General features: G+C 67.1%; 14 protein-coding genes. 10 read left to right on the top strand and 4 right to left on the bottom strand.

Annotated features, from left to right (window positions below):
• Window positions 1-16: 16 nt before the first annotated feature.
• The 3 genes from AC5P9I_RS00965 to AC5P9I_RS00955 are packed head-to-tail and all read right to left on the bottom strand — an operon-like array spanning window position 17 to window position 3,432.
• Window positions 17-1,651 carry a pseudouridine synthase gene (locus AC5P9I_RS00965; protein WP_049465018.1) on the bottom strand — a complete coding sequence of 545 codons (1,635 nt, stop codon included), beginning with the start codon at window positions 1,649-1,651 and terminating at the stop codon, window positions 17-19.
• Window positions 1,644-2,513, bottom strand: a complete 870-nt coding sequence (gene scpB, locus AC5P9I_RS00960) for an SMC-Scp complex subunit ScpB (protein WP_049465020.1) — start codon at window positions 2,511-2,513, stop codon at window positions 1,644-1,646. Before scpB ends, AC5P9I_RS00965 begins: the two co-directional genes overlap by 8 nt.
• A gap of 13 nt (window positions 2,514-2,526) precedes the next feature.
• Window positions 2,527-3,432 carry a segregation and condensation protein A gene (locus tag AC5P9I_RS00955; RefSeq protein ID WP_005417635.1) on the bottom strand — a complete coding sequence of 302 codons (906 nt, stop codon included), beginning with the start codon at window positions 3,430-3,432 and terminating at the stop codon, window positions 2,527-2,529.
• A gap of 375 nt (window positions 3,433-3,807) precedes the next feature.
• Between AC5P9I_RS00955 and AC5P9I_RS00950 the strand changes: the two genes are divergently transcribed.
• From AC5P9I_RS00950 to AC5P9I_RS00905, 10 genes are all read left to right on the top strand, one after another.
• Entirely contained in the window at window positions 3,808-4,107 is a 300-nt protein-coding gene (locus AC5P9I_RS00950) for a YciI family protein (protein WP_014037825.1), read from the top strand.
• Window positions 4,104-4,379: a BolA family protein gene (locus AC5P9I_RS00945; protein ID WP_049465022.1), complete on the top strand. Its 276-nt coding sequence runs from the start codon at window positions 4,104-4,106 to the stop codon at window positions 4,377-4,379. Before AC5P9I_RS00950 ends, AC5P9I_RS00945 begins: the two co-directional genes overlap by 4 nt.
• 148 nt (window positions 4,380-4,527) lie before the next feature.
• Window positions 4,528-5,565: a LacI family DNA-binding transcriptional regulator gene (locus AC5P9I_RS00940; protein ID WP_049465024.1), complete on the top strand. Its 1,038-nt coding sequence runs from the start codon at window positions 4,528-4,530 to the stop codon at window positions 5,563-5,565.
• 78 nt (window positions 5,566-5,643) lie between these two features.
• Complete coding sequence (locus AC5P9I_RS00935; RefSeq protein ID WP_049465026.1) at window positions 5,644-8,697, top strand: TonB-dependent receptor domain-containing protein; 3,054 nt, start codon at window positions 5,644-5,646, stop codon at window positions 8,695-8,697.
• Window positions 8,698-8,948: 251 nt separating this feature from the next.
• Window positions 8,949-10,553, top strand: a complete 1,605-nt coding sequence (locus AC5P9I_RS00930; RefSeq protein ID WP_049465028.1) for a glucoamylase family protein — start codon at window positions 8,949-8,951, stop codon at window positions 10,551-10,553.
• A 4-nt stretch (window positions 10,554-10,557) separates the two neighbouring features.
• A complete protein-coding gene (locus tag AC5P9I_RS00925; RefSeq protein ID WP_049465030.1) occupies window positions 10,558-11,898 on the top strand; it encodes a sugar ABC transporter substrate-binding protein in 1,341 nt (446 codons plus the stop codon).
• Window positions 11,895-12,776, top strand: coding sequence for a carbohydrate ABC transporter permease (locus AC5P9I_RS00920; RefSeq protein WP_005410323.1), 882 nt, complete (start codon window positions 11,895-11,897; stop codon window positions 12,774-12,776). Before AC5P9I_RS00925 ends, AC5P9I_RS00920 begins: the two co-directional genes overlap by 4 nt.
• The gene (locus AC5P9I_RS00915; RefSeq protein ID WP_049465031.1) at window positions 12,773-13,609 is read left to right on the top strand and encodes a carbohydrate ABC transporter permease; all 837 of its coding nucleotides are present in this window, start codon (window positions 12,773-12,775) and stop codon (window positions 13,607-13,609) included. Before AC5P9I_RS00920 ends, AC5P9I_RS00915 begins: the two co-directional genes overlap by 4 nt.
• The gene (locus AC5P9I_RS00910) at window positions 13,606-16,773 is read left to right on the top strand and encodes a discoidin domain-containing protein (RefSeq protein WP_049465033.1); all 3,168 of its coding nucleotides are present in this window, start codon (window positions 13,606-13,608) and stop codon (window positions 16,771-16,773) included. The genes AC5P9I_RS00915 and AC5P9I_RS00910 overlap by 4 nt, the downstream gene beginning before the upstream one ends.
• Before the next feature lie 2 nt (window positions 16,774-16,775).
• A complete protein-coding gene (locus tag AC5P9I_RS00905) occupies window positions 16,776-17,660 on the top strand; it encodes an endonuclease/exonuclease/phosphatase family protein (protein WP_049465035.1) in 885 nt (294 codons plus the stop codon).
• A 116-nt stretch (window positions 17,661-17,776) separates the two neighbouring features.
• Here the strand turns inward: AC5P9I_RS00905 and rne are convergent, their stop codons facing one another.
• A complete protein-coding gene (gene rne, locus AC5P9I_RS00900; RefSeq protein ID WP_088476397.1) occupies window positions 17,777-20,998 on the bottom strand; it encodes a ribonuclease E in 3,222 nt (1,073 codons plus the stop codon).
• Window positions 20,999-21,384 lie beyond the last annotated feature (386 nt).

Below are 21,384 nucleotides of genomic sequence, written 5' to 3'. Positions count from 1 at the left end.
TCAGCGTGGCCAACGATCAGCCGCCGCGCGGGCCGCTGCGGCGCGGGCCGCCGGGACCGCGGTTGCCACCGGGGCCACCCGGACCACGGTTGCCACCCGGTCCGCCGGGGCCGCGATTGCCGCCCGGCCCACGGTTGCCACCACCCGGACCACGACCGCCCGGACGGGCGCCCTGCGCCGGCTTCGGGCTGACGTACGGGTTGAAGCCCGGCGTGGCGTGGTCGGACGGGAAGCTCGGAGCGTTGCCCGGATGGCCATACGGATGCTTGTTGCCCTGGCCCTGCGAGCGGTTGCCCGCACCGGCCGGCCGGCCCTGGCCGCCTGCGCCACCACGGCCTTCGCCACCGAAACCGCCACGGCCCTGGCCGCCACCGGCGCCAGCACCCGGGCCCTTCGGCTTGCCGTACGGACGGCCCTGGCCGCCAGCACCCGGACCACGGGCACCCGGGCCACGCGCGCCCGGACCGGCGTTGCGATGGCCGCTCGGGCCGGTGCTCACGCCATCCGGCACGTACCAGGTGCGGAACGCGGCCGGGTTGCCTTCCGGCAGCGAGCGATCGTTCTTCGGGGCGCGCTGCTTGAACGGCTTCTGCGACTGCTTGGCCGCCGCTTCACCGCTGACCGTCAGGCCACCCTTGAAGCCACCGCCCTTGCCACCGCGGCCACGACCGCGATCTTCGCGGACGTTGTCGAAACGGCGCAGCTCGCGACCTTCGTCAGCGGTGTTGTGGCCGTTGACGTAGGCGTTGCCGCGGCCCCCTTCGCGCACGCGCACGGTGGTCTTGGCGGCGCGGCGCTGGCCGATCACCGGCTGCAGCGTCAGCGCCGACGGTGCGCCTTCTTCCAGCTTCAGCTGCGCGCGCAGGGCTTCAACCTGCGGGGTGCTCAATTCCACCGAATGGCCACGGGCCAGTTCGCGCGGCAGGCTGACCTTGCCGTAGCGGGTGCGCTTCAGGCGGCTGACCTGGCAGCCCTGCGATTCCCACAGGCGGCGCACTTCGCGGTTGCGGCCTTCCTTCACCACGACGCGGAACCAGTCGTGCGAATCGGTGCCGCCGATGCGTTCGATCTCGTCGAACTTGGCCGGGCCGTCCTCCAGCGCGACGCCACGGCTGAGGCGGTCGACGATGGCGTCGGAGACCTTTTCCTCGCCTTCCGGTGCACGCACGCGCACCACGTACTCGCGCTCGACCTCGAACGACGGGTGCATCATGGCGTTGGCTAGCTCACCGTCGGTGGTGGCCAGCAGCAGGCCGGTGGTGTTGATGTCCAGGCGGCCGATCGCGATCCAGCGCGCGCCCTTCAGCGGCGGCAGCGATTCGAACACGGTCGGGCGACCTTCTGGATCTTCGCGGGTGGTCACTTCGCCTTCGGGCTTGTTGTAGACCAGCACGCGCGACGGTTCGGCCAGCGCGGTGGCGACGAAGCCGCGACCGTCCAGTTCGATCCTGTCGCCGCTCTTGACCGACATGCCGGTCTGCGCGACTTCACCGTTGACCTTGACCAGGCCTTCGGCGATGCGCTGTTCCAGCGCGCGGCGCGAGCCAAGGCCGGCCTGGGCCAGCACCTTGTGCAGGCGCTCTTCCAGCTTGAACTGTTCGGAGGTGGCTTCGCGCTTCAGCGAGAGCTTGTTACGGGGGGTGTCACTCATCAGTTTTGCTCCGGCCGACGGTTTCGAGGTCGGCCTCTGGTTCGGAATCGGCTTGGTCAACAGCCACGGTCGTCATCGCGACGGCGTTGTCTTCGCGTTCGTTCAGGGGCACCGCGCGCTCGCCCGGCGCGGAATCGGGGTGCCCATCATCGAGGGGCGAAGGTGCTTGCTCATCGGTGGCCGACGCAGGCGCTGCATCGGCGGAATCGGGGGTGTCACTGCCGGCCAGGCCGGCGTCGTCGTTGGCGGCAGCGCCGTCGGCCGAGACGTCCGGACCGTCGGCGCCGGCAACGGCCGGAGCATCGCGGTCCAGCGCCAGTTGCGGTTCCAGCTCGCCCAGGTCCTTCAGTTCCGACAGCGGCGGCAGTTCGTCCAGCCGCTTCAGCCCGAAGTAGTCCAGGAAGCCCTTGGTGGTGCCGAACAGTGCCGGCTTGCCGGGCACGTCGCGGTGGCCGACCACGCGGATCCATTCGCGTTCTTCCAGTGCCTGGATGATGTTGCTGCTGACCGCCACGCCGCGCACCTGTTCGATCTCGCCGCGGGTGATCGGCTGCCGGTAGGCGATCAGCGCCAGGGTTTCCAGGGTGGCGCGGGTGTAGCGGGTCTTGCGTTCGGTCCACAGCCGGCTGATCCAGCCATGCACTTCGCTGGTGACCTGGTAGCGGAAGCCCGAAGCGACCTCGACCAGTTCCACGCCGCGTCCTTCGCAGGCCTCGCGCAGCCGTTCCAGCGCACGTTCGATGCTACCCGGCGGCGCCGGCTCCTCCTCCGGGAACAGGTCCTTCAGCTGGGCCAGGGTGAGCGGCTGGCTGGAAGCCAGCAGGGCACCCTCGACAATGCGGTCGATCAGCGATTGATCCATCGGCAGTCAGCGCTCACTCATTGGCATTGGCGGCGTCGTTGTCGTCGAACTCGCTGCTGAACTGCAGCGGGGCGTTGGTGTTGCCGGCCGCCAGCGACTTGACGTAGATCGGCGCCAGCGGTTCTTCCTGGACGATGTCCAGCAGCTGTTCCTTGGCCAGCTCCAGCACCGCCAGGAACGTGACCAGCACGCCCAGCTTGCCTTCTTCGGCCGTGAACAGCCCTTCAAAGCGATAGAACTTGCCGTCTTCCAGGCGGCCGAGTACCTCGCCCATGCGTTGCCGCACGCTCAGTGCCTCGCGCTTGATGGCGTGGCCGCTGAACAGCTCGGCGCGCTTGAGCACGTCGTGCAGGGCCAGCAGCATTTCCTTCAGGTCCACCGGCGGCGGCAGCTTCACCGTGGCGCGCTCGGGCATGAAGGCGTGCGCCACCGTGGTGTCGCGGTCCTGGCGGGGCAGGGCGTCGATGTCCTCGGCGGCCTGCTTGAAGCGTTCGTACTCCTGCAGCCGGCGCACCAGCTCGGCGCGCGGGTCGGCTTCATCGCCTTCCTCGCTGACCGGGCGCGGCAGCAGCATGCGCGACTTCACCTCGGCCAGGATCGCGGCCATCACCAGGTACTCGGCAGCCAGCTCGAAGCGCAGCTCGCGCATCACGGTGATGTATTCCACGTACTGCCGGGTGATTTCGGCGACGGGAATGTCCAGCACATCCAGGTTCTGGCGGCGGATCAGGTACAGCAGCAGGTCCAGCGGGCCTTCGAAGGCGTCCAGGATGACTTCCAGCGCGTCCGGCGGGATGTACAGGTCCTGCGGGATCTGCAGGACCGGTTGCCCATGCACCACGGCCAGCGGCATTTCCTGCTGCTGGGGGGCGGGCGGCCGGGTTGGCGGGTTCGCGTCGAGCGCGAGTTCGGAAGTCATCTAATGGACATCAGGATTGCAACGGACCAGTCGCGGCACCGGGTTCGCCGGGCCAACGCCACGGAGCCCCAGGGCACCAGACACGCCGGGATCGGCGCGATTCCACACATATCAAACAGCAGGACGCGCCGCAGGAGACGGCAGCGACGGAACTACGGGGAGGTCGTCTACGTGGCCCGGCCGGGTGGTCCGGTTTGAAGCAGCGGGACGATCGTCGGGGGCTGCGTTGGCCGCAAAAACCGACGGGCTGCTGCATCCAGCCACGTGCAATGGACACTAGGGTAAGCCTTTGCCGCGCCAGTGTCCAGCCGGGGCCGGGAGCGGGCCGGCATTGGCTAGAATCGGCGCACCGACAACGCACGCGAGGAAATGCCGGTGTGGTATGTGATCGAAGGGTATGACGGCCAGGATGTGCTGGCGCAGCGGCTGCAGGCGCGGCCGGAACACCTGGCGCGGCTGCACGCGCTGCGCGACGAGGGACGCCTGCTGCTGGCCGGGCCGTGCCCGGCGGTGGACAGTGAAGACCCGGGCCCGGCCGGGTTCAGTGGTTCGGTGGTGATTGCGCAGTTCGAGTCGCTGCCACAGGCACAGGCCTGGGCCGATGCCGATCCGTACGTCGCCGCAGGCGTCTACACCCGCGTGCAGGTGCGGCCGTTCCGCAAGGTCCTGCCGTGAGCACGGAACGGATCGAGCGGATCCGTGACGCGCTGCAGCAGGCACTGGCCCCGAGCGTCCTTGAGATCGAGGACGACAGCCATCGCCACGCCGGCCATGCCGGTGCCCGCGACGGGCGCGGCCATTTCAACGTCCATGTGGTGAGTGAGCGGTTCGCCGGACTGGGGCCGCTGGCCCGGCATCGCGCGGTCTATGCCGCGCTGGGGTCGATGATGGACACCGATATCCACGCACTGTCCATCCGCGCACAGACCCCGTCAGAACAGGGCTGAGCCCTTGTCCCGCACTGTCATGGCCGGTCCCTGCGGGCCGCGCCACGGACAGATTTTCATGTCCATTTCGGGACATTCGCCTAACGGACTGTTTACAAGCCCAGATGGAAACGCTTACATTCCGCGCCAATGCTGGTAGGTCCAAGCCGTGGAGGGCGGCTTCGTGAACAAGGCAGCTATCACAATCAAAGACGTCGCACGCGAAGCCCGGGTCTCCGTGGCCACGGTTTCCCGCGCGCTGAACGGGCATGAAAATGTCGCCGAACCGGTCCGCCAGCTTGTGCTGGAGGTCGCCGCACGGCTGCGTTACACCCCGCACGCCGCCGCCCGCAGCCTGAGCAGCCGCCGCACCAATACGGTGGGCGTGGTGCTGCCGGACCTGTACGGCGAATTCTTCTCCGAGCTGATGCGCGGCATCGACGGCGTGGCCCGCAACCGCCGCCAGCACCTGCTGGTGTCCAGCTACCACGGCGACCAGGAACAGCAGGGCGCTGCCCTGCGCGCCATGCGCGGCCGCGTGGACGGCCTGCTGGTGCTCTCGCCCTATGCCGAGAGCCCGGGCTTCCTGACCGACAACCTGCCGCAGTCGTTGCCCACGGTGCTGATCAACACCTACCTGCCCGGGCAGGACCACCCGGTGCTGAGCATCGACGACCACGCTGGCGCCATGGCGATGACCCGCCACCTGCTGGATGCCGGCCACCGCCGCATTGCCTTCATTTCTGGTCCGGACCTCAACTTCGACGCGCGCGAGCGCCTGCGCGGCTTCCGTGACGCGCTGGTGGCATTCGGCAGTGGCGCCGAGGGCATCGAGCTGCCCGGTGATTTCGACGAAGCTTCCGGCCATCGCGCCGGTCAGGAGTTGCTGGCAGCCGGAGCGCTGCCCGATGCCGTGTTCGCTGCCAACGACATGATGGCCCTGGGATGCCTGTATGCGTTCACGCAGGCAGGGGTCCGTGTGCCGGCCGATGTTGCCCTGGCAGGTTTCGATGACATTCCACTGGCGCGTTTCGTCCACCCGTCGCTGACCACCATGCAGGTCAGCATCGCCGAGCTCGGCGACCGGGCCATGACGCGTCTGATGCAGTTGATGGACGGCACCTCCACGGATGGGACAGGGGACAAGCAGACCCTGGTTCCCCGCTTGATAGTTCGCGATTCCACCACTCCGCCATCCGGCCGTTGAAGCCAGAGGCGTTCCTTCTTTTTTTTGACTGATCGCAGGGACCGCGCAAGCGGTTACCGCCACCCGGAGATTGAGTTGATGATGCATACCACCTTCCGCATGCCGGCGCGCCGGCTGCTGAGCACCGCACTGGTCAGCTGCCTGATGCTGGCTGCCGCCCCCAACGTCATGGCGCAGTCGGCCAACGCCAGCCTGCGCGGCCAGGTTGCCGGCGCCCAGGCAGGCACCGAAGTGACCGCCACCAACGTGGCCACCGGTACCGTCCGCCGTGGCACCATCCGCGCCGACGGCAGCTACTCGCTGATGGGCCTGGACCCGGGTACCTATGACGTGGTCGCCAACGGCCAGTCGCAGAAGGTCACCGTCACCGTGGCCTCGACCGCGACGCTGAACTTCGCCGGTGCCGCCAGCAGCACCCCGGGCACCACCGCGGCCACCAACCTGGACACCGTCAACGTCGTCGCGCCGACCCTGCTGCAGGAAGTGCGCACCTCCGAAGTCGGCAAGACCGTCAGCCTGCAGCAGATCCAGACCACCCCGCAGGTGTCGCGCAACTTCCTGGAGTTCGCCGACGCGGTGCCGGGCATGATCTTCACCCGTGATGCCAAGGGCAACACCTCGCTGCGCGGCGGCGCCACCAATGCCGACGGCACCAACGTGTACATCGACGGCGTGGGCCAGAAGAGCTACGTCAAGGGCGGCGGCGTGGCCGGCCAGTCCGGCAGCGCCGGCAACCCGTTCCCGCAGCTGGCCATCGGCGAATACAAGGTCATCAGCGGCAACTACAAGGCCGAGTACGGCCAGGTGTCGAGCGCCGCGGTGACGGCTGCAACCAAGTCCGGCACCAATGAGTTCAAGGGCGAGGCGTTCTACCGCTACACCGATGAAGACATGCGCGCACGCACGCCGGCCGAGCGCCAGGCCGGTGCCAGCAAGGAAGCCTCGGCCGAAAAGGAATACGGCTTCGCGCTGGGCGGCCCGATCGTGCAGGACAAGGCCCACTTCTTCGTGACCTATGAGGCCAAGCGCTTCGACCTGCCGGTGACCATTGCTCCGCAGGGCTCGGTAACCGGCCTGGCCGGGCTGTTGCCGGCCGAGGCCCGCGCCGGACTCGGCCCGGCCAGCCAGCCGTTCCAGCAGGACCTGATCTTTGCCAAGATCGACGTCGAGCCGACCGACAACGATCGCCTGGAGCTGACCTTCCAGGACCGTGACGAGACCCAGCAGGAGTTCGCCGACCAGACCGCGCCGATGCACGGCAAGGAAACGAAGAACACCGATCGCCGCTACGCGCTGCGCTGGAACCATAGCGGTGAGCGCTACTACAACGAACTGATGCTCACCCACGAGGATTCGTTCAACAATCCCAAGCCGCTGAGCCTGGGCAACGGCATCAACTACACCGGCCCGGACGGCACCGATGAGCGTGCCATCGTCTCCATCGGCGGCGCATCGGCATTCGCCTCGCAGGTGAAGGGCCAGAAGGGCTGGTCGATCGAGGACAACCTGACCCTGGACGGTATCCAGTGGGCGGGCGACCACACCATCAAGATGGGTGCCAAGTACAAGGAGATCGATCTGTACGCCTCGGACGCGGCGCAGATCAATCCGCAGTTCTACTACACCGTGGGCAATGCGGCCTTCCCTGACAGCATTCCGTACAAGGCCCAGTTCGTGAAGCCGGTGACCGGCGTGTCCGGCGTGTCCGGCGAGGTACGTTCCAAGGCCAAGCAGATCGGCCTGTTCATCCAGGACGACTGGCAGGTCAACGACCACCTGCAGCTGAACCTTGGCCTGCGTTGGGATTACGAGAAGAACCCGTCCTACCTGGACTTCGTCACGCCGCCGGAAGTGGTCAATGCGCTGTTCGCGCAGGATCCGCGCGCACCGGCCGGGCAGTCCTATGCCGACACGCTGGCACTGAGCGGCCTGGACATCAACGACTACATCAGCAACGGCCACAACCGCAAGGCGTTCAAGGACGCCTGGCAGCCGCGCCTGGGCTTCTCGTATGACATCAATGCCGACGAGCAGCACGTGATCCACGGTGGCGCCGGCCGTTCCTATGACCGCGACCTGTTCGACTACCTGCAGTTGGAAGTGACCAAGCTGGCCCTGCCGCAGCCGACCATCTACTTCCGCAACCCGGCCACCGGCCAGTGCTTCCAGGGCAACGCCGCCTGCTACGACTGGAACCCGAACCTGCTCAACGGCATCGGCAATCTGCAGAGCCTGGTCGGTTCGACCAGCAATGCCGGCCTGGAAGTCGACCTGCTCAACAACAACCTGAAGGTGCCTTACGCCGATCAGTTCAGCCTGGGCATGAGCAACCAGATCGGCGACTGGCTGACCGACGCCACCATCGCGCGCACGCTGACCTATGACGGCTTCGCCTTCACCCTGGGCAACCGTTACCCGACCGGCCAGTTCTTCGACGACCCGCGCCTGTGCGGTGGCACCGAGCCGGGCCTGGGCCAGGCGTGGAGCTGCAACGTGCCGGGCTTCGGCAGCCTGATCATCGGCCAGCAGGGCATTGAAACCCGCACCACCCAGGTCCTGCTGTCGGCACAGAAGCCGTACACCAAGGAAAGCGGCTGGGGCACCTCGATCGCCTACACCTGGACCACCGCCCGCCATAACCGCAACATCGATGAGCATTACTCGTTCGATCGCGGCACCATCGGCGAGTATCCGTTCATCAAGTCCAACGGTGCGCCGCGCCACCGCCTGGTGGTCACCGGCTCCTACGACGGCTTCTGGGGCATCACCTTCGGCGGCAAGCTGACGCTGGCCACCCCGACGGCGGTGAATGACTGGTACGGCGTGCCGCAGGCCAATGGCTACGCCCTGCCGACGCCGGCCGCCGCGTTCCCGGGCGGCAACGGCAAGTTCCTGATCGGTGGCAAGATCTTCGGCTACCGTTCGGTTGACCTGCAGGCCACCAAGACGTTCAAGATGCCGGGCGATACCGAGTTGTACGCACGCATCGACATCATCAACGTGTTCAACTTCGACAACTTCTCGAACTACAACTACTACAAGAACGGCAAGCTGACCGCCAGCTACAACGAGACCGGCGACATCGTCGGTACGCCGCGCCAGGTCAAGGCGGAGGTGGGCTTCCGCTTCTAAGCGGTGCCGCCTGATGCAGGTCTCCGATGCCGCCGCTCCGGCGGCGGCATCACCTGCATGGACTACGGCAATGGCCGGCCTTGTGCCGGTCCATTGCCCACGCCGCTGCCGGCCAGGGGGCAGCGGCGTGGGCAATGATCGCGATGTCAGGCCACGTTTTTCGTGGTTTTTTAAGCACACACCTTGTAAACGATTTCAGATCATTGGACGGTATGCTTTCCCATCGATCAGACCACCGGAGGAACCGCGCCATGCAGGCACGCCATCTGTTGTCCGCCGCAGCGCTGAGCCTGGCCGTGGCCGCCTGCCAGCCGGCCCAGCAGGAACCTGCCAAGCCCCGCCCGCCGGTGATCCTGATCGAGGCCGACGCACCGCCGCGGCCGATGAAGCCGGAGCTGCCGCCGCTGTTCGATGACATCGAGCGCCGCACCTTCCAGTTCTTCTGGGACACCACCAACGAGGTCAATGGGCTGACCCCGGACCGCTACCCATCGCGGCCGTTCGCCAGCATCGCCTCGGTCGGCTTCGCGCTGACCGCCTATCCGATCGGCATCGAGAACGGCTGGGTCAGCCGCAACCAGGCGATCGACCGCACGCTGACCACCCTGAAATTCTTCCGCGACGTGCCGATGGGCCCGCAGCGCACCGGCAAGGCGGGCTACAAGGGCTTCTACTACCACTTCCTGGACATGCAGGAAGGCCGTCGCTACGACAGCTGGGTCGAACTGTCCTCGGTGGATACCGCACTGCTGATGATGGGCGTGCTGTTCGCGCAGTCGTACTACGACGGTGACGATCCGCGCGAGAAGGAAATCCGCCAGATCGCCGATACCTTGTACAAGAAGGTCGACTGGCCGTGGCTGCAGCAGCGTGCGCCGCTGATCTCGATGGGCTGGTTCCCGGAGAGCGGTTTCATCGACCACGACTGGATGGGCTACAACGAGGCGATGATGGTCTACATCCTCGCCCTGGGTTCGCCCACGCATCCGGTCAGCCCGGACGCGTGGACGGTGTGGACGCGCACCTACGACAACGACTGGGGTGTCTACCAGGGCCAGGAATACCTGTCCTTCGGCCCGCTGTTCGGCCACCAGTACAGCCACGTCTGGATCGACTTCCGCGACATCCAGGACGCGTACATGCGCGAGCGCGGCAGCACCTATTTCCTCAACAGCCGCTCGGCCGCGCTGGCCCAGCGCGAATACGCCATCGCCAACCCGATGCAGTGGAAGGATTATGGCGAGAACGTCTGGGGCCTGACCGCCAGTGATGGCCCGCAGAACACCACGCAGGAGTACCGCGGCGAGCAGCGCCAGTTCCGCCATTACTCCTCGCGCGGCGCCGGCCTGCGCGAGAACTTCGATGACGGCACCATCGCCCCCACCGCCGCGATCGCATCGGTGGTGTTCGCACCCGAGCAGGTGATTCCGGCGACGCTGGAGATGCACAAGCGCTACGGCGACTACATCTATTCCAGCTACGGCTTCCTGGATTCGTTCAACCCCAGTTTCAACTACGACATCCCGATCAAGACCGGCCGCGTCATCCCGGATCGTGGCTGGGTCGCCAGCGATTACATCGCCATCGACCAGGGCCCGATCCTGACCATGATCGCCAACTACCGCGATGATTTCGTGTGGGAAGTGATGAAGAAGAACCCGTACATCCGCAAGGGCCTGGAGCGGGCCGGGTTCAGTGGCGGCTGGCTGGCGCCGGAAGGGTCGTTCCAGCCCCTGGAACTGCAGAAGGATGAGAAGGCCGCGGCAGCACGCGCGGTGGGTATCGCCGAATCACGCGCGGCTGCCGCGCAGGAACAGAAGAACAATGCCAACCGCACCACAGGCCAGGGCAAGTAACCTGATGCCGAACTGGACCGACCGCCTGCGCCGCTGGGCGCTGCCTGCCCTGGCCGCGCTGGCGGTGGCCGGCTGCGCCCGTCCCGAGACGGGCACCACCACCGTACGCTTCTGGGCGATGGGTCGCGAAGCGGAGGTGGTCAGCGAGCTGATCCACGAATTCGAGGCTGAAAACCCCGGCATCAAGGTGGATGTGCAGAACATCCCATGGACGGCCGCGCACGAGAAACTGCTGACCGCATTCGCGGCCGATGGCCTGCCGGATGTGTGCCAGCTCGGCAACACCTGGGTGCCGGAGTTCGCCGAGCTGGATGCACTGACCCCGCTGCAGCCGTTCGTGCAGCACTCGGCCGTGGTCGACCCGAAGGACTACTTCCAGGGCATCTGGGACACCAACGTGATCCACGGCGAGCTGGTGGGCGTGCCGTGGTATGTCGATACGCGCCTGATCTACTACCGCAAGGACCTGCTGGCCAAGGCCGGCTACGACCACCCGCCGCGCACGTGGGCGGAGTGGGAGGAGCAGATGGCAGCGATCAAGCGCATGCAGGGGCCCAACCGCTATGCGGTGCTGATGCCGATCAACGAGTTCGAGCAGCAGCTGTCGCTGGCCCTGCAGCAGCCGGATCCACTGCTGCGCGACGACGATACCCGCGGCAATTTCGCCAGCCCGGGATTCCGCCGCACGCTGGCCTTCTACGCCAACATGTTCGAGCAGGGCTGGGCGCCGAAGATGTCCGAGACGCAGATCTCCAACGTCTGGGATGAGTTCTTCCGCGGCTTCAACGTGTTCTACATTTCCGGCCCCTGGAACATCCGCGAGTTCAAGAAGCTGCAGCCGAAGGAGCTGGAAGGGCAGTGGGGCACTGCCGCGCTGCCGGGGCCGGACGGTCCGGGCGCGGGCATCGCCGGCGGCACCAGCCTGGTGATCTTCCGCAAATCGCAGCAGAAGGAAGCGTCCTGGAAGCTGATCGAATTCCTGTCGCGCCCGCAGATCCAGGCGCGCTTCCATTCAATCATCGGTGACCTGCCGCCGCGTCGCAGTGCCTGGAACGCGCCGTCGCTGGCCAGCGATCCGCTGGCTGCCGCGTTCCGTGATCAGCTGGAGCGGGTCAAGCCGACCCCGAAGGTGCTCGAATGGGAGCGCATCGTGCAGGAAATGCGCATCGTCACCGAGAAGGTAGTGCGCGGTGGCCTGCCGCAGGACAAGGCCGTCGAAGAACTCGACCAGCGCGTGGACAAGGTGCTGGCCAAGCGCCGCTGGATGCATGAACAACAACGCCTGCAGGAGCGCGCGCCGCCGCCGCACTCGAGCAGCGCCGTGGCCGCCGGGAGCCCGCAATGAAACGTACTTCGCTGGCCGGCTGGATCTTCGCCGGCCCCTCGCTGATCGTGCTGGGCGTGTTCTTCGGCCTGCCGGTGGCCTCGGCGCTTGCGCTGAGCGTGACCGACTTCGACCTGTACGCGCTGGCCGACAGCAGCAACCTGCGCTTCGTCGGCCTGGGCAACTACATCGACCTGCTGCAGACACCGATGTTCTGGAAGTCGCTGTGGAACACCACCTACTTCGTGCTGATCGGGGTGCCATTGTCGATCGGCGTGTCGCTGGGCGCGGCGATGCTGCTCAATGCGCCGGCCGCCCGCTTCAAGGCCCTGTTCCGCACGGCCCTGTTCGCGCCGGTGGTGACCACGCTGGTGGCAGTGGCGGTGATCTGGCGCTACCTGTTCCACACCAGCTACGGCCTGGTGAACTACGGCCTGGGCCACCTGGGCATCAGTCCGATCGACTGGCTGGGTGATCCCAACTGGGCCATGCCGACCATCATGCTGTTCGCGGTGTGGAAGAACTTCGGCTACAACATGGTGATCTTCCTGGCCGGCCTGCAGGCGATCCCGCATGACCTGTACGAGGCCGCGCGCATCGACGGCGCCTCGCGCTGGAAGCAGTTCCTGCACATCACCCTGCCGATGCTCGGCCCGGTGCTGCTGGTGGTCGGGGTGATCACCGTGTCGGGCTACTTCCAGCTGTTCGCCGAGCCGTATGTCATGACCCGCGGCGACCCGCTGCAGAGCACCGTCAGCGTGCTGTATTTCATGTTCGAGGAAGGCTTCAAGTGGTGGAACCTGGGACGCGCCTCCGCGGTGGCGTTCCTGCTGTTCCTGATCATCCTGGCGGTGACCACCGTGATGCTGCGTTTCGGCCGCAAGAGGCAGTTGGTATGAGTCGTGAAATCGGCCAGTCGCGCTGGTACCCGTGGGTGATCAATGGTGCGTTGCTGGTGCTGGCCCTGGTCAGCCTGGCACCGCTGCTGTGGATGGTCTCGGTCTCGTTCATGCCGCAGGGCGAGGCCAGCCATTTCCCGCCGCCACTGCTGCCTTCGAGCAGCACCACGCACAACTACCATGAGCTGTTCGCGCGCACCGGCATGGGGGGCAACTTCGCCAACAGCCTGCTGGTGTCGCTGGGCATCACCGTGGGTTCGCTGCTGCTCAACACCATGGCGGGCTATGCCTTCGCCAAGCTCAACTTCGTCGGTCGCGAGCGCCTGTTCCAGGTGCTGATGGCGGCACTGGTGATTCCGGCGCAGGTGGCGATGCTGCCGCTGTTCCTGCTGATGAAGCAGCTCGGCCTGGTCAACAGCTTCGGCGGCGTGATCGTGCCGGCGCTGGCCAGCGTGTTCGGCATTTTCCTGGTGCGCCAGTACGCGCGTTCGATTCCGGACGAGCTGCTTGAAGCGGCGCGCATCGACGGGGCGGGGGAGCTGCGCATCTTCTTCCAGATCGTGCTGCCGATGCTCAAGCCGGTGCTGGTGACGCTGGCCATCTTCACCTTCATGGGCGCATGGAACGATTTCATGTGGCCGCTGATCGTGTTGACCGACCAGGAGCACTACACTTTGCCGGTGGCGCTGGCCACCCTCTCGCGCGAGCACATCATGGACGTGGAAATGATGATGGCGGGCGCGGTGGTTACCGTGGTTCCGGTGCTGGCGCTGTTCCTGGTGCTGCAGCGGTACTACATCCAAGGTCTGTTGCTGGGGAGCGTCAAGGGATGAAGCGCGTGATCGCCGTTGGACTGGGCCTGTTGTGGACCTCCCTGGCGATCGCCGCACCTCCGGTGCTGCCGGCACCGAAGGTGCTGGACGACTTCGACGACATCGGCGCCTGGAAACTGGTGCTGTCCGACCAGGTCAGTGGATCGCTGCGGCCGGTCAGTGGTGCCGGTGGCGGCCGTGCCCTGTGCCTGGACTACGATTTCCACAACGTGTCCGGCTACGTCGGCATCCGCCGTGCGCTGAACATCGAGTACCCGGTCAACTACCGCTTCGGCTTCCAGCTGCGCGGTGACTCGCCGGCCAACGACCTGCAGTTCAAGCTGATCGACGCCAGCGGCGACAATGTCTGGTGGGTCAACCGCCCGGGCTACCGTTTCCCCAAGGCATGGTCGCCAGTCGAATACCGCCGTCGCCAGATCGACAAGGCGTGGGGGCCCTCGCCCGAAAAGGAGATGGCGCGCAGCGCTGCGGTCGAGTTCACGATCTACAGCAAGGTCGGCGGGCGCGGCACGGTGTGCTTCGACAGGCTGACCCTGCAGGGCCTGCCAGCGCAGGATGATTCGGCGCTGGCGCCGTCGGTGATCGCCGATACTGCCACCGCGTTGCAGGACCGCATGATCGACGGCAAGAGCGATACGTTCTGGATCAGCGGCGGGGTCAAGCAGCAGACCATCAGCCTGGACCTGCACAAGAGCCGCGAGATCGGCGGTGCAGTGATCGACTGGCTGCCGAATCTGGAAGCCAGCCGCTATACCGTGCGGACCTCCGAGGATGGCCGCGACTGGCGCACCGTGCGCGAGGTGACCGGCGCTGCCGGTGGCCGCGACTGGCTGGCATTGCCGGACACCAATGCGCGGTACGTGCGCTTCGATCTGCTCGATGGCCCGAACTGGCGTTACGGCATCCGTGACATCACGCTCAAGCCGCTGGCCTTTGCCGCCACGCCGAACGCGTTCCTGTCCTCGGTGGCGGCCGACCTGCCACGCGGTTCGTTGCCGCGCGCCTACGTGGGCGAACAGCCGTACTGGACCCTGCTGGGCCTGGACGGTGGACAGGAACAGGCGCTGATCAGCGAGGACGGTGCCTTGGAACCGGCCAAGGGCAGCTTCAGCATCGAGCCGTTCATCCGCCTCGACGGCAAGCTGCTGGACTGGTCCAAGGTTGCCATCACCCAGTCGCTGCAGGACCACTATCTTCCGATCGCCAACGTCGATTGGGTGCACGAGAAGGCCGGCCTGGCGGTGACCAGCTTCGTGCAGGGCACGCCGGAGCGCGCGCAGTTGATCGGCCGCTACCGCTTGAGCAATCCGGACAAGGTCGCCCACGAATACACGCTCGCGCTGGCGATCCGCCCCTGGCAGGTCAACCCGCCGACCCAGTTCCTCAACACGGTGGGCGGCTTCAGCCGCATCGATGCGCTGGACGTGGGCGAGCAGCTGGTGCGCATCAACGGCGAGCCGCGCATCTATCCACTGCAGGTGCCCGATGCCCGCTTCGCCAGCACGTTCGATGGCAAGCTCGACGCGATGCACCTGGCCTCCGGGAAATACCCGGCCAGCACGGCGGTGAAGGACAGTACCGGCATGGCGTCCGGTGCGCTGCTGTATACGATCAAGCTGGAACCCGGCCAGAGCCGCGAAGTGGCAGTGGTACTGCCGCAGACCGGGAGCTGGGCGCCGCAGTCGCTGGACGTGGCCAAGGCCCAGGCGCAGGTGGCCGAACAGTGGCGGCAGAAGCTGGGCGTGGTCTCGCTGCAGGTGCCGGCGGCCGGCCAGGCCCTGGTCGACACCCTGCGCACCGCCGTGGCGCACATGCTGATCTCGCGGGTTGGCCCGCGCCTGCAGCCGGGCACGCGCTCGTACGCGCGCAGCTGGATCCGCGACGGCGCGATGATTTCCGAAGGCCTGCTGCGCATGGGCCGCAGCGACGCAGTACGTGACTACATCAACTGGTATGCGCCGTTCCAGTTCGAGAACGGCAAGGTGCCGTGCTGTGTCGATGCGCGCGGCAGCGACCCGGTGCCGGAGAATGACAGCCACGGTGAGCTGATCTACAGCATCGCCGAATATGGGCGCTATACCGGCGACAGCACCTTCGCCGAGCTGATGTGGCCGCACGTGCAGGGCGCCTACACCTACATGGAGCAGCTGCGTGCCAGCGAGCGTACCGAAGAGAACCGTGCGCGCAATCCGGCGTTCTACGGGATGATGCCCGCCTCGATCAGCCACGAAGGCTATTCGGCCAAGCCGATGCATTCGTACTGGGACAACTTCTGGGCCCTGCGCGGCTACAAGGACGCGGCAACGCTGGCGGCCCAGCTGGGCAAGGTCGAAGCGATGCAGATCGCCGAGTCGCGTGACCAGTTCCGTGATGACCTGCAGGCGTCACTGCTGTCGGCGATGCAGCAGCACAACATCGACTACCTGCCGGGTTCGGCCGAGCTGGGCGATTTCGACGCGACCTCGACCACCATCGCGCTGGCGCCGGGCGGCGAGCAGGGCCGCCTGCCGCAGCAGGCGTTGGAGGCGACCTTCGAGCGTTACTGGAAGGAATTCGTAGCCCGCCGCGATGGCAAGCGCGAGTGGAAGGACTACACGCCGTACGAGTGGCGCAACGTGGCCGCCTTCGTTCGCCTGGGCTGGCGCGATCGCGCCTGGCAGGCGACCGAGTTCTTCTTCAGGGACCGTGCGCCGCAAGCCTGGAACCAGTGGGCCGAAGTGGTTTCGCGCACGCCGCGCAAGCCGTTCTTCGTCGGTGACCTGCCGCATGCCTGGGTCGCCTCGGACTTCGTGCGTTCGGCACTGGACATGTTTGCCTACAGCCGCGACATGGATGATGCGCTGGTACTGGCCGCAGGCGTCCCGACCGCCTGGCTGCAGGGCGACGGTGTTGCCGTGCAGGGCCTGCGCACGCCGCAGGGCCAGCTGAACTACCGCCTGCAACGCAGTGACAAGCAGCTGGTGCTGGAGGTGCAGCCGGGCCTGGTGCCACCGGTCGGCGGCGTGGTGCTGCCATGGCCGTATGCCGGTGAGCCGGGCGCGGCGACCATCAACGGCGAAACGGCCGAGTGGGTCAACAACGAGCTGCACGTGCACCAGCTGCCGGCGCGGGTCGAGATCGAGGTGCCGGGCGCGGTGCGCCGCGCCGAGCGCAAGGGGCAGTAATCATGAAGCAGCAGGGAGCAAGGGCGCGCACGACGATGCGCGCCCTGGGGCTGGCGGTTGCATTGGCGCTGCCGGGACTGGTCCTGGCGGCCGGGCCGCAGGCGGCCACGGCGGCCGAGGCCGCCAACGCGCCCGGCATGAGCATGGTGACCTTCAACCTGCATCATGACCGTGAGGACTGGCCGAGCCGCCGCCGCACGATCCTGGCCGAACTCAAGCGCCTGCAGCCCGATGCCATCGCCCTGCAAGAGGTGATCCAGCGCCGCAACGTGCGCAACCAGGCGCAGTGGCTGGCCAGCCAGCTCGGCTACAGGTACATCTTCGTCTCCACCGATCCGGTGGGTGCACCGAAGCGCTATGGCAATGCGTTGCTGAGCCGGCGCCCGATCCTGGCCCAGGGCGAGCACCTGCTGCAGCCGCGGGAAGACTACCGCACCGTTGCCCATCTGCGCATCGATGTGGACGGCAAGGCGGTCAACGTCTATGCCACCCATCTCAACGAACGCAATGACGAAAGCGGCCAACGCATCCGCCGCGCACAGGTCGAGGACCTGCTGCGCTTCATCACCGCCACGTCGGCCGGGGCACCGGTAGTGATTGCAGGCGACTTCAACGCGCTGGTGGATGCCGGCGACCTGAGCGAGCTGCGCAGCCACTACGGCGACAGCTACGGCAGCGTGCACGTCAACACCGACCTGGCCGGGGTCAGCACCTTGAACCGGCACTATTACCAGGCGCCGTCGCGGATCGACCACATCTTCTTCCAGCAGGACCGGATGGTCGCGCGCGAAGCGAAGCTCCTGTTCGACCAGCCCGATGACAGCGGGCGCTGGGCCTCGGACCATTACGGCGTGTGGACGCGCCTGCAGTTCGCGCCGAAGCCCTGACGCAGGGGGGCTGTGGTCGTTGCCAACCCGGGTGGATGCGATACGACCAGGGTCACAAACGGAAACGGCGGGGATCATCGATCCCCGCCGTTTCGTTTTACGCGATCAAACCGCGATCAGTTCGCCGGCGGCGTGCGCTTGGCGGCTTCTTCGTCTTCTTCGTCGGCCTTGGCCTCGGCCGCCTGGGCGGCGGCATCGGCGTGACCATCGGCGACCGGATCGACCGACGGCGTCACCACCGCATCGGCGACCGGCGCCGCAGCGTCCACCGGCGCGGCTTCAACTGCCACCGGAGCCACCGGCTGTTCGGCGGCCACGACCGGCTCGACAACCGGCTTGGCCTCGACCGCCGGCGCAGCCGCAACGGCCACCGGCTGCGCTTCGACCGCAGGAGCGGCTTCAGCAATCTGCGGCTTCGATTCCACGACCGGCGCAGCCTCGACCGCTGCCGGCGTCGCTTCGATGACCGGCGCGGCTTCAGCCACTGGCGCGGCTTCAACCACGACCGGCTTGGCTTCGATCACCGGCGCCGCAGCGGCCACCGGCTGGGCCGGAGTCGCAGCGTCGATGGCATCGAGCATGCTGGTCTGCACCGGCGATGCCGGTTCGGCCTTGGCGGCGCTGTCGACCGGGGCCTGCACCTCGGCCACGGCCTGTGCAGCGGTTTCCACCACCGCGCTGCTCACCACCGCGACCGGCGCAGCGGCAACGGCGGCAGCGGCGCGGACCGGCTTCCCGGCGTCGGAGGCGGTCGGCTCGACGTCGTCATCGAAGTCGAATTCCGGCTGCGAGCGGGTCGGCTGTGCAGACGCGGCCGAAGCAGCACCCGCACCGTTGTCGAGGTTCGGTTCGGCACCCTCGGCGTCATCACCGTCGTCAGCGTCGTCCTGGTCATCGCCCAGGCTATCGCTGCCGGCCGTGTTCTCAGCACCACCACGGCGACGGCGACGGCCACCACGACGGCCGCGGCGGCGGCGGGTCGCGCCTTCACCGTTCTGTTCGCCATGGGTGTCAGCCACCGCCTCGTCACCGGTCACCGCAACGGCTTCGGCCTCGCTGCCGGCGTTGGCAGCGGTGTCGGCCAATGCGGCGGCGTCCGCCGGAGCGGCCGCTGCCGGAGCCACCGGCGCCACCGGCGCGGTCGCTTCCTGCGCGGTCACCGCATTGGTGGCGATGGTCGTCGCGGCCACGGCTGCCGCCGCGGTCACGCTCTCCGCCGGTGCCTCGACGCCGCCGCGCTGCGGCTTCTCGGCCGGCTTGTCACCTTCCTGCTGCTGGCGCGGCTGCTTGGGCTGCTTCAGCTTCGGCTGCTGGTTCTGGTTCTGGCCCTGGCCCTGCTGGTCGTTGCGCGGCTTGTTCTGCTGCTGCGGCTCCTTCTGCTTGCCCTGCTGCGGCGGCTGCTGGGCATTGCCGTTACGGCCGTCCTTGCGCTGCTCGCCGCGGTCCTTGCGGTTGCCGCCGTCCTTCTGCGGCTGCGCGTTGCCGTTGCCGCCATTGCCACGCGTGTCGTCGCGACGGTCCTTGCGGTCCTTGTTGCGATCCTTGTGGCGGTCCTTGCGGCCGCCGTCCTGCTGCTGGCGGGCGGCCGGAGCCACCGGTGCCGGCGCCGGGGCCGGCTCGCCACCGAACACGCGCTTGAGCCAACCAATCACGCCGCCGCTGGGGGCGGGTGCCGCCGGTGCGGCGACGACCGGAGCCGGAGCTGCCTTGGCCGGTTCAACCTCCTCGCGCACCGGGGCGGGCGAGGTGTGCTTGACCTGGGTCACCGCCGGCGGCGGGATGTTCAGCTGGCCCTTGGTCAGGGCGTGCACCGGCAGCTTGCGCGGGGTGCCGCGCTGATAGCTGGGCTTGCTGCTCTCTTCACCCAGCTCGTTCTCGCGCAGGCGGGTGACGGTGTAGTGCGGGGTGTGCAGCTGCTCGTCGGCGACGATCACGATCGGCGCCTCGTGGCGCTGCTCGATCTCGCGCAGCGCGCTGCGCTTCTCGTTCAGCAGGTAATTGGCGATCTCCACCGGGGCCTGGACCAGCACCTGCCCGGTGTTCTCCTTCATCGCATGCTCTTCGGCGACGCGGATGATCGACAGCGACAGCGACTCGACACTGCGCATGCGGCCGTGGCCGTCGCAGCGCGGGCAGACGATCTGGCTGGATTCACCCAGGCTCGGGCGCAGGCGCTGGCGGCTCATTTCCAGCAGGCCGAAGCGCGAGATGCGGCCGACCTGGACGCGGGCCCGGTCGTACTTCAGCGCGTTGGCCAGGCGGTTCTCGACCTCGCGCTGGTGCTTGTTGGAGGCCATGTCGATGAAGTCGATCACCACCAGGCCGCCCAGGTCGCGCAGGCGCAGCTGGCGGGCCACTTCCTCGGCCGCCTCCAGGTTGGTCTGGAAGGCGGTGTCCTCGATGTCGCTGCCCTTGGTGGCGCGCGAGGAGTTCACGTCGACTGCGGTCAGCGCTTCGGTCTGGTCGACCACGATCGAGCCGCCCGACGGCAGGCGCACGTTGCGCTCGTAGGCGCCTTCGATCTGCGATTCGATCTGGAAGCGGTTGAACAGCGGGATGTCGTCCTTGTAGTGCTTGAGCTTGCGCAGGGTCTGCGGCATCACCTGCTGCATGAACTCGCGGGCGTGCTCGTACATCTCCTCGGTGTCCACCAGGATCTCGCCGATGTCGGCGCGCAGGTAGTCACGCAGGGCGCGCACGATCAGGCGCGATTCCTGGTAGATCAGGAACGGGGCCGGCTTGCTCAGTGCGGCTTCGGCGATGGCACGCCAGACATTGAGCAGGTAGTCCAGGTCCCACTGCAGTTCTTCCGCATCGCGGCCGACGCCGGCGGTACGGATGATCACGCCCATGTCGTCAGGGATGTTCAGCTTGTCCAGGGCGTCCTTCAGCGCGGCCCGGTCTTCGCCCTCGATGCGGCGCGACACGCCGCCGGCGCTGGGCGAGTTCGGCATCAGCACCATGTAGCGGCCGGCCAGCGAAATGAACGTGGTCAGGGCGGCGCCCTTGTTGCCACGCTCTTCCTTGTCGACCTGGACGACGATCTCCTGGCCTTCCTTCAGCAGCTCGCGGATGCCGGCCTTGTTGTGGTCGACACCGGCCTGGAAGTAGTCGCGGGAGATTTCCTTCAGCGGCAGGAAGCCATGGCGGCCACCGCCGTACTCGACGAAGGCCGCTTCCAGCGAGGGCTCGATGCGGAAGATCCGGCCCTTGTAGATGTTGGACTTCTTCTGTTCCTTCGACGGCTGTTCGATGTCGATGTCATACAACGACTGGCCATCCACGATGGCAACACGCAGCTCTTCAGCCTGCGTGGCGTTGATCAGCATTCGCTTCATTGTTGCGTTCCTCGCAAGCGGCTACCGCGCGGAACGCCATGGGGTTTCGCCTCTGGACACGGCTCGCCGCCCATTCGCGCAAGCGCGGGGAGGGCGGCTTGGGTTTCCAGCGCTACGACACCACGGCAGGCCGCGGGAGCGCTTCACTCTTATGGTTTTTGGGTGTTGCAGGGCCGCAGGCAGCTGTCAGCCAGGCTGGAGCGCCACGCGGGACATGTTCAGCACGGTTGCGTGTCAGGCATCCGGCGATGGCCGGGAAGGCCGGTGAGCCGCTAACATGGCCGCCCCGCGGGCGGTGGTCGCGCACTGTGCCGGATTCGTCGGAAGCTGGGCTTCTGGCCCTGAGTAACTTCCAACGAAATCAATCCCTTATCTCGCCCCCCGAG

It is taken from the genome of Stenotrophomonas sp. YJH_SMC_29 (assembly GCF_059371235.1).
Note: the sequence above shows the minus strand (reverse complement) of the source record. Positions and strands in the feature narration are given on the sequence as shown.